5 protein-coding genes and 1 pseudogene are annotated in these 6109 nt (G+C 70.4%); 5 read left to right on the top strand and 1 reads right to left on the bottom strand.

Annotated features, from left to right (window positions below):
* The 5 genes and pseudogenes from IEY98_RS30800 to IEY98_RS30780 all read left to right on the top strand — a co-directional run.
* Positions 1-156 (top strand): annotated as a pseudogene (locus IEY98_RS30800) (flavodoxin-dependent (E)-4-hydroxy-3-methylbut-2-enyl-diphosphate synthase); the annotation flags it as partial.
* Positions 157-182: 26 nt separating this feature from the next.
* Positions 183-1385 carry a cytochrome P450 gene (locus IEY98_RS30795; protein WP_189214204.1) on the top strand — a complete coding sequence of 401 codons (1203 nt, stop codon included), beginning with the start codon at positions 183-185 and terminating at the stop codon, positions 1383-1385.
* 35 nt (positions 1386-1420) lie between these two features.
* Complete coding sequence (locus IEY98_RS30790; protein WP_189214203.1) at positions 1421-2440, top strand: methyltransferase; 1020 nt, start codon at positions 1421-1423, stop codon at positions 2438-2440.
* A 25-nt stretch (positions 2441-2465) separates the two neighbouring features.
* Positions 2466-3695, top strand: a complete 1230-nt coding sequence (locus IEY98_RS30785; RefSeq protein WP_229787773.1) for a cytochrome P450 — start codon at positions 2466-2468, stop codon at positions 3693-3695.
* Positions 3696-3713: 18 nt separating this feature from the next.
* Positions 3714-3911, top strand: a complete 198-nt coding sequence (locus IEY98_RS30780) for a ferredoxin (RefSeq protein WP_189214202.1) — start codon at positions 3714-3716, stop codon at positions 3909-3911.
* Between the two features lie 127 nt (positions 3912-4038).
* Here IEY98_RS30780 and IEY98_RS30775 read toward each other — a convergent pair whose 3' ends face one another.
* A complete protein-coding gene (locus IEY98_RS30775; RefSeq protein WP_189214201.1) occupies positions 4039-5943 on the bottom strand; it encodes a B12-binding domain-containing radical SAM protein in 1905 nt (634 codons plus the stop codon).
* Between the last annotated feature and the right edge of the window lie 166 nt (positions 5944-6109).

Below are 6109 nucleotides of genomic sequence, written 5' to 3'. Positions count from 1 at the left end.
AAGGGCCAGATCTTCGTCAAGGGCGAGGTCATCAAGACCGTGCCCGAACACCAGATCGTGGAGACGCTGATCGAGGAGGCCATGCGGATGGCCGAGAACGCCGAGGGCGCCGACAACACCGACGGCGGCGGGAGCCCGGTCGTCACCGTGTCCTGAGTCCGGCGCGATCCCCAGGAGGGGCCATGACCGAGCAACCCGACCTGCCGACGAGCCCGTTCGACCGCCCGGACATCCTCGACATCCCGCCCGCCGTGCGGCGGATGCGGGAGCGCGGCCCGGTGTCGCGGTTCCGCACCATGGTCGGCGACGAGGCGTGGATGGTCACCCGCTTCGCCGAGGCGCGGCGGCTGTTCCTCGATCCCCGGCTGACCCGCTCGCACCCCGACCCGGAGAACGCGCCCCGGGTGACCCACTCCGCGCTGCTCGACGGCTCGGACTGGGAGTACGAGGACTACCAGGCCGAGTACGACAACGAGGCAGCGATGCGCGCCCTGCTGGCGAAGTCCTTCTCCGCCAGGCGGATGGCGGCGCTGCGGCCGAGGATCGAGGCGCTGGTGGACGACCTGCTGACGGCGATGGCCGAGCACGGCCCGCCGGTGGACCTGGTCGACGCCCTGGCCCGCCCGCTGCCCACGCTGGTCATCTGCGAGCTGCTCGGCGTGCCGCACGACGAGCGCGAGCGGTTCCAGAAGTGGTCGGAGCAGGGCGCCGACCCGATGGACGCACGGGGCTCGCGCGCGGCGATGGGGAGCCTGTTCGCGAGCATGGGCGAGCTGGTGGAGCGCAAGCGGGCCGACCCGGCCGAGGACGTGCTGTCCGACCTCGCCGCCGCGTGCGAGGCAGGCGTGCTGGACGCCTTCTCTGCGGGCGCGATGGCGAGCGGGCTGCTGTTCGCGGGCAACGCGACCACCGTCGTCGTCATCCAGTGGGGCGCGCTGCACCTGCTGACCAACCCGGACCAGTGGGACGCGCTGCGCCGGGACCCGTCGCTGCTCGCCTCGGCGGTGGAGGAGATCCTGCGCCGCCGGATGTCCGGCGGTGAGGCGCTCGCCCACTACGCGGGCGCGGACATCGAGATCGGCGGGGTGACGATCAAGGCGGGCGACGCGGTGGTGATGAACCTGATCGGGGCCAACCACGACCCGCGCGCGTTCGAGCGCCCGGACCGCTTCGACATCTCCCGCAGCCCCAACCCGCACCTGGCCTTCGGGCACGGCAGGCACCTGTGTGTCGGCCGGAACCTGGCCCGCGTCGAGCTGCGGGTCGTGTTCGGCCGCCTGGTCGAGCGGTTCCCGACGCTGCGCCTCGCGGTTCCGGTGGACCATCTGCGCCCCAACGACAACCCGGTCGTCGGCGGGCTGCGCGAGCTGCCTGCGACATGGTGACGAAACCCGCTGCCCGAGACGAAAGGTGTGGACACATGGTTCACGACGACACCGCCCGGCTGTTGGACATGGTGTTCGGCTTCATCCCGGCACAGGTCGTGCGCACCATGGCGACGCTCGACCTCGCCGACCGGCTCGCGGACGGCCCGGTCGCCCCGGCGGAGCTGGCGAAGGCCGCGGAGTGCCACGAGCCGTCGCTGCGCAGACTGCTCCGCGCCGCCGCGCACCTGGGACTCGTCGTCGACAAGGGCGACCAGGGCTACGAGCTGACCTCGATCGGGCGGCTGTTGCGCGCGGACGTGCCGGGTTCGGCGAAGTTCATGGCCATGCAGATGAGCGGCGAGCCGACGTGGAGCGCCGCCGGGCGGATCGACCACACCGTGCGCACCGGCAGGCCCGCCGTGGAGCACGTGTTCGGCAAGTCGAGCTACGAGTGGATGGCCGACAACCCGCGGACGCAGGCCCTGTTCTACCAGTGGATGATGGACGTGGCCCGGCACGACGTGCCGGAACTCGTCGCCGCGCTGGACCTCACCGGGGTCCGCGACATCGTGGACGTGGGCGGCGGCAACGGCATCCTGATGGCCGGGCTGCTGGCCGCGCACCCCGGACTGGTCGGCACGGTCTTCGACCAGGCGGCGAGCCTCACCCACACCCCGGCCGTGCTGGCGGAGGCGGGCGTCGCCGACCGCTGCACGCTGGTGGCGGGCGACTTCCTCGCCGACGCGCTGCCCGAGGGGCGCGACGCCTACCTCATCAAGAGCACGCTCAGCGACTGGCCGGACGACGACGTGGTCCGCATCCTGCGCGCCTGCCACGAGGCGATGCGGGAGGACAGCGTGCTGCTGGTGATCGACATGGTCCTGCCGGACGGCGACACGACGGCGCATCCGGTGGCCCTGATGAGCGACCTGTGCACGCTCGCCTGCGGCGGGGCCGTCCGCACCGAGCGGGAGTTCGGCGACCTGTTCGCCTCGGCGGGCCTGCGTCTCGTCGAGATCGGCGGAGACCAGGCCGCGACCGTCGTGAGCATCCTGCGCGCCGCCAAGAACTGACCGCCCTCCTCCGAGAGGAAACACCGTGTCCAGAACCGACAACCGGGTGTCCGACGCGCAGTCCGTGCCGCTGACCTACCAGCGCGCGCCGGACTGCCCGTTCGATCCGGCCCCGGAGATCGTCCGGCGGCGCGCCGAGGACCCGATCGCCCGCTTCCTGCTGCCCAGCGGGGACTCCGCGTGGCTGGTCACCCGGCACGCCGACGTCCGCGCCGTCCTCAGCGACCCGCGGTTCAGCAGCGTCCCGCCGCCGGACTCGCTGCTGCGCCCGCCCGACCCCGACGGACCAGCCGACGCGCCGCCGATCCCGCCCGGCATGTTCGTCGGCATGGACCCGCCCGGGCACACCCGGCTGCGCCGGATGGTGACCGGCGAGTTCACGGTGAAGCGCATGGACCGGCTGCGCCCGCGCATCGAGCACATCGTGGCCGAGCACCTCGACGCCATGGCGCGGGCGGGCGGGCCGGTCGACCTCATGAAGGTCTTCGCGCTGCCCATCCCGTCCCTGGTGATCTGCGAGCTGCTCGGCGTCCCGTACCGCGACCGCGACGACTTCCAGCGGCGCAGCCGGATGGCCGTCGAGGTGGACGTGCGGCACGAGGACGGCATGGCCAACTTCATGGAGATGCACGAGTACATGGCGGGCCTCGTCGCCGCCCAGCGCGCGGACCCCGGCGACGACCTGCTCGGCATGCTGGTGCGCGAGCACGGCGACGACATCACCGACGAAGAGCTCATCGGGCTGACCAACATGCTGCTCAGCGCGGGCCACGAGACGACCGCGAACGTGCTCGCCATCGGCACGCTCCTGCTCATCCGGCACCCGGACCAGGCCGCGGTGATCCGGGAGCGCCCTGAGGTCGTCGAGCACGCGGTCGAGGAGATGCTGCGCTACCTCTCCGTCGTGCCGAGCACGCTGGTCCGCACCGCGCTGGCGGACGTGACCATCGACGGCACGACCATCCCGGCGGGCGAGCACGTCATGGTCTCGCTCCAGTCGGCCAACCGCGACGGCGCCCGCTACCCGGACGCCGACCGCTTCGACCTCGCCCACGACCCCGAGCTGCACGTGGCGTTCGGCCACGGCATCCACCACTGCCTCGGCCGCCCGCTCGCGCGGATGGAACTGCAGGTGGCCTTCCCCGCCCTGCTGCGGCGGTTCCCCACGCTGCGGCTGGCTGTGCCGTTCGAGGACATCCAGTTCCGGCCCAACGCGGCCGCCTACAGCCTGGAATCCCTGCCCGTGACCTGGTGACCAGGCCGAGGAGCCCCTATGCGAGTCGCCGTCGACCAGGAAAGGTGCTGCGGCACCGGCAACTGCGTGATGATCGCCCCGGAGGTGTTCGACCAACGCGACAGCGACGGTGTCGTCGTCCTCCGCCAACCCCAACCACCCCCCGCCCACACCGCCCAGGCCCGCCGAGCCGCCGCCAACTGCCCCTGCGCCGCGATCAAGGTCGACGAGGACTGACCAGGGCCGCATTGTGTTCGACCGCGTGTCCCCGGCACTAGAACGGTCCCTCAGCAACGTTCGCTGAGCGCGGACAAGCCGCCGGGGCGGGTTCCCTCCCGCCCCGGCGGCTTCGGCCTGCCCGCCCTCACCCCTCGGGCGGCGCCGCCTCGAACGTCGGGATGTACTCCCGCTGGCAGATGAAGATCCCCTGGCAGTACAGGGTGGCCGTGTGCAGGCTCCACTTGTCGTTGAGCGGCTTCTTGCGCTTCGGCCCGTGGGTGATGAGCAGCCGCTCCGGCGGCGGGCCGTCGTAGGTCGGCATGTCCAGCGCGGCCAGGAGGCCGCCCACCTCGGCGGGCACCGTCACCGTGCCCCGGTACTCGTCGATCGGCTCGTACGCGACGTGCTCGAACTCGTAGTCGGGCAGCCGCATCGGCTCGTCGTAGATGTACGGGCGGGCGATCAGGTCGAGCTCGAAGGCGGCGCGGGCCAGCGGGTCCCGCGACCACCACGGCTGCCTGCGCACGAAGTCGGCCACCGTGGCGTCGAACTCGCCGCGGTGGGCGTGCAGCACCATGTGCGCGACCAGGCCGCTGTCGCGGATGTCGTAGTTCCCCAGGTTCTTCACCGACTCGGCGAAGTGCTGGCCGACGTGGGTGTCCAGCCTGCCCTGGAAGTACTCGACCGCGCTGGCGAAGAAGTCCTCGAAGGCCATGACCCCGGCGCGGTCGAGGTAGTTCGCCAGGTAGTAGAGCGAGCGGACGTTGTAGAACGCCTGGACGATGTAGGAGTACCAGACGCCCAGCTCGTACTCCGCCGAGTCGACCCACCGGGTGCTGACGACGATCTCCGCCTCGGCGATCTCGCTCGGCACCCGCGCGGTCCGCACGCCGAACACGTCGCGCTGCTCGTAGATGGGCGTGTTGTGCAACAGCAACTGCGGGTAGGTGATGATCACCTCGGCGGACAGCCTGCACAGCTCGGCGATGCCCTTGCGGTAGGACTGGAGCGTCTCGCCGGGCAGCGGCCAGATCAGCTCGACGTTGGAGTTGATCCCGCGCTCCCGCAGCGTCTGCTGCAGCGTGATGTAGGCGCTCAGCCGGATGTTGCTGCGCTGGATCTGGTTCAGCGTGTCCTGGTCCATGGACTGCAGCGAGATCGTCTGGCTGGTCACCATGCCGCCGTCGACGAACACCTGGGTGATCCTGGCCGTGCGGTCCGGCCGGTTCTTCGCCGAGGCCACGTCCACCCGGTACGGCAGGCCGTTCTTCTCCTTGCACGCCACGATGAACTCGGTGAACTCCACGTCGCGCGGCCCGATGCCCCAGTTCGCGTCCGCGATGAAGATGGAGTGGAAGCCGTTCTCCGAGATCCAGGTGATGTCCTGCTTCACCCGGTCGTCGTCGAACTTGTAGACCTTGTCGTTGGTCGCCGCGCCCCACGCGCAGAAGCCGCAGTTGAACGGGCAGCCGCGATTCGTCTCCAGGATCGCGAAGCTGTACTCGCGCTCCTTGAACACCCCGGTCAGGAACGGCGACGGCACCTCGGTCAGGTCCTTGATCCGCTCGGCCTTCGGCGTGGTGACCACCTGGCCGTTCTCCCAGAAGCTCAGCCCCTGCACGGCGCGCAGGTCCATCGTCCCGCTGATTACCTGTTTGAGGTAGGCGTAGAAGGTCCGCTCGCCCTCCCCGTTGCAGACGACGATGTTCTCCCGCTCCGGCGGGACGTACTTGGCCAGGTGGTTCATCACCTGCGGGCCGCCGAGGATGATCCTCGCGTCCGGCCGTTCCCGGTGCAGCTCTTCGAGCAGCCACTTGGTGGTGCCCATGTTCCACAGGTAGCAGCTGACCGCGTAGACGTCGCTGTCCCTGCCGATCAACTCCTCGGCGATGGCGTCACGATCGCTCTCGACGTTGCGCGAGACGATCTCGAACGAGCACTCGGCGGCGATCTCCGGATCCTGCGACGCGTACGCCTGGAGGTATCCGGTCGCGAGCGGCAGAACACCCTCGTAGGTGGTCAGTTCGACGAACGTGACTTTCGTGCCCATAGGTCCGACCTTCGCTTCATCGAGCCGATAAGTGCACAACGCGGGCGAACCCGGACAGAGGACCCACGGATGCCCCCTGCCGCACCGGGTCGCGGATGTCAGAAGTGCACAACCGTAGGACGCCCGCGAGCACGGCGACAAGCACGGTTCCGTCGAACGCCTTCCG

It is taken from the genome of Actinokineospora fastidiosa (genome assembly GCF_014648415.1).
GTDB lineage: Bacteria > Actinomycetota > Actinomycetes > Mycobacteriales > Pseudonocardiaceae > Actinokineospora > Actinokineospora fastidiosa.
This window is presented reverse-complemented; position numbering and strand designations above follow the sequence as displayed.

Bases quoted from the DNA above. Each gene is read 5' to 3' on its own strand.
- IEY98_RS30795 (WP_189214204.1), top strand. From the start codon at position 183: ATGACCGAGCAACCCGACCTGCCGACGAGCCCGTTCGACCGCCCGGAC.
- IEY98_RS30790 (WP_189214203.1), top strand. From the start codon at position 1,421: ATGGTTCACGACGACACCGCCCGGCTGTTGGACATGGTGTTCGGCTTC.
- IEY98_RS30780 (WP_189214202.1), top strand. From the start codon at position 3,714: ATGCGAGTCGCCGTCGACCAGGAAAGGTGCTGCGGCACCGGCAACTGC.
- IEY98_RS30775 (WP_189214201.1), bottom strand. From the start codon at position 5,943: ATGGGCACGAAAGTCACGTTCGTCGAACTGACCACCTACGAGGGTGTT.